Source organism: uncultured Corynebacterium sp., from assembly GCF_947253065.1.
Classification (GTDB): domain Bacteria; phylum Actinomycetota; class Actinomycetes; order Mycobacteriales; family Mycobacteriaceae; genus Corynebacterium.
The window spans coordinates 1-2,927 of sequence record NZ_CAMXWS010000080.1; the positions used below are offsets into that span (position 1 = coordinate 1).

Genomic DNA, 2,927 nt, shown 5'->3' on the forward strand with positions numbered 1-2,927 from the left:
AAAACCCGGCCACCGCTGAAGAGCGCGCCGCTATCCTTGCCAACCCTGCGTTTGGTAGGCAGTTCACCGACCACATGGTCAGCATTGACTGGACCCAAGACAAGGGCTGGCACAACGCACAGGTCCGCCCCTATGAAAACCTTTCTTTTGATCCGGCCAGCATGGTGTTGCACTACGGCCAGGCCATCTTTGAAGGCCTGAAGGCTTACCGCCATGCCGACGGCGCCATTGTGACCTTCCGCCCGGAGCAGAATGCTCAGCGCATGCAGAGGTCTGCAGAGCGCTTGGCCATGCCGGAGCTGCCGGAGGATGTGTTTATTGAATCCCTGCGTCAGCTCGTGGACATCGACCAGGACTGGGTGCCCGCTGCAGGTGGGGAAGCATCGCTGTACCTGCGCCCCTTTATGATCTCCACGCAGGTCGGTCTGGGTGTACACCCGTCGGACAGCTACACCTACATCCTCATCGCTTCGCCCGCCGGTGCATATTTCTCCGGTGGTGTGAGTCCCGTCAAGGTGTGGATCAGTGAAGATTATGTTCGTGCCGCGCCGGGAGGAACCGGTGCTGCCAAGTTCGCTGGTAATTACGCAGCATCACTGCTTGCTCAGGCGCAGGCGGAAGACAAGGGCTGCGACCAAGTTGTGTGGCTCGATGCGATTGACCGCAAATATATTGAGGAAATGGGCGGCATGAACCTCATGTTCGTCTACGGCTCCGGCGATGACGCCAAGGTGGTCACCCCGGCTCTGTCCGGCTCTCTGCTGCCAGGCATTACTCGTCAGTCGCTACTTCAGGTTGCGAAGGATCTTGGTTACGCCACCGAAGAAGCCCGCATTTCTGTTGAGGACTGGAAAAACGATGTTGCCTCCGGCGCTATGACCGAAACCATGGCGTGCGGTACCGCTGCGGTGGTCACCCCGGTTGGGCACGTTGTGGGCAATAACGTTGACTTCACCATCAACGGCAACGAGGCAGGGAACATCACCATGAAGATGCGTGAGCGCCTGACGTCTATCCAGCGTGGTGAGTTCGAAGACACCCACGGGTGGCTGCACACCCTCGTTCCTTCTAACTAAATCTAGTCAGCATGGCTAGGCGGTTTGGCTGCGCATCTCATCGCCGACCAACTCAACGGCAGAGATGATCAGCGGCAGAACGGCCGCAGCACCTGCACCTTGGCCGGTGGACATGTTGAGTGTGGCCACCGGTGTGAGGTCCAGTGCTTGCAGACAAATAGTGGTACACGGTTCGGGACTGGCCTGTCCCGCTATAAGCCACTGCTTGGTGCCTGGGGCGACGCGCTCGGCGACGTAGGCGGCGAGGGCGGTATAGGCGCCGTCGATAAGCACGGGCGTACGCCGCACCGCGCACTGCGCAATGAATGCGGTCAGCGCAACGAAATCTGGCGCGGAAATAGCCTGCAGAACGCGGGCAACATCATTGTGGAAACCGCGCGCGCGGAACATCGCATCGCGCACCGCGGACACCTTGACCTTCCACACTTCATCATTGATTCCGCTGCCACGCCCCACCGCGACAACTGGTTCGGTGAATGTGAGCGTGCCCAGAACGGCGGCCGCCACCGTCGTGTTAGCCACGCCGAGGTCACCGGCGACTAACAGGTCAACTCCAGAGTCAATCTCCCGATCCGCCGTGGCGGCACCGAGCTCAGAGGCGGCGAAGAACTCTTCTTGCGTCATGGCATCGGCGACATCAATCTGGCCGGAACCAGCGCGAATGGCAGCGGCATCATGCTTCAGGCTCACATCAACGAGGTGCACGGAAGCGTCTACGCGCTGTGCCAACGTGTTGACGGGGGCCGCACCGGAGCTGATCTCCTGTGCCTGGACGATGGACGCTTCCGGCGTGAATGCCGAAACACCGCGCTCGGCGACACCGTGATCACCCGCGAAAATGATGACACGTGACGTTGTGATTGGGCGTGGAGGAGCCTCACCCTGACACCCAGCCATCCACGCACCGATACTGGCCAAACGCCCAAACGACGCGGCCCGCGGGTTGAGCGTCATCGCCTCCCTCACCTGAGCCTGCGCGGACAGGTCAGGGGAGGGGACCGGAGGAAAAGTGAAGCCGTCAGTGAAACGCACGGTGGGTCCTAGACGTTGTCGCCGATAGCAACCTGCGGTTTCGGCGTACGCCAGTTACGCGGCTGGGAAGCGCGCAAGAAAGCATACATACCCAAGCCGAAACCAGTCTCCGTGGAATCCGGGAACTTGGCGCGCACCGCCTTGTTTGCGCGCTTGCCAATGAAGATGCCTTCCGCGAACGTGGCCAGGATGAACACCATCGCAGCCACAGACAACACCGCAGCGACATCTGGGAAGAACTGGCCCAACAGCATGATTACCAGGAGGACAAGCGCGCCCGGCATGACAAAGTTGGACAGGAAACGCCTGGAATCAACCCAGTCACGTACATAGCGGCGGACCTCGCCCTTGTCGCGGTCGAGCAAGTAGCGCTCATCGCCGGCATCCATCTTCGCCTGGATGTCCCTATTCTGAGCACGACGCTCAGCGCGTTCCTGCTTCTTGTATTCCTTCCACTCCTCTTTGGACATGGAAGCTTTCATTTCCTTGCGTTTCTGAGCAGCTTGAGCCCGGCTCATTGCATTCGGATCACGCACGACGCCACGCTTAATCTCCTGCTCATGGCGCTTCGGCGTCGGGCGACCCTTCGGCGGGGTGTAACCCTTCGGCAACTTCTTCTCCGGCTCGCTAGTCGTAGTGGGCTCAGCGGTAGAAGAGCTCGTGCTTGCGGGCGCCTTGGGCGCATCAGATTTCTGCCAGGGAAGTTTCACGCCCTCTAGGCTACAAAATCAATTCACCCGGTTGGGAATATGGGGCAGAGGCGGGTGCGTTATGGGGTACAAAGGGGTCTCACCTGGACAAGTTAGGGTGGACTAGCAT

General features: G+C 60.0%; 3 protein-coding genes. 1 reads left to right on the top strand and 2 read right to left on the bottom strand.

Translation table 11 applies throughout. The annotated features are described in order from the left end of the window. Window positions 1-1,076, top strand: a 1,076-nt coding sequence (locus Q0X21_RS10260; RefSeq protein WP_297851765.1) for a branched-chain amino acid aminotransferase, incomplete at its 5' end; no start/stop codon positions are given. A 15-nt stretch (window positions 1,077-1,091) separates the two neighbouring features. Here Q0X21_RS10260 and Q0X21_RS10265 read toward each other — a convergent pair. Together Q0X21_RS10265 and Q0X21_RS10270 are read right to left on the bottom strand one after the other, a co-directional pair. Continuing rightward, window positions 1,092-2,108 carry a nicotinate-nucleotide--dimethylbenzimidazole phosphoribosyltransferase gene (locus Q0X21_RS10265; protein ID WP_257997277.1) on the bottom strand — a complete coding sequence of 339 codons (1,017 nt, stop codon included), beginning with the start codon at window positions 2,106-2,108 and terminating at the stop codon, window positions 1,092-1,094. An 8-nt stretch (window positions 2,109-2,116) separates the two neighbouring features. Next, window positions 2,117-2,818, bottom strand: coding sequence for a DUF3043 domain-containing protein (locus Q0X21_RS10270; protein ID WP_102723902.1), 702 nt, complete (start codon window positions 2,816-2,818; stop codon window positions 2,117-2,119). Between the last annotated feature and the right edge of the window lie 109 nt (window positions 2,819-2,927).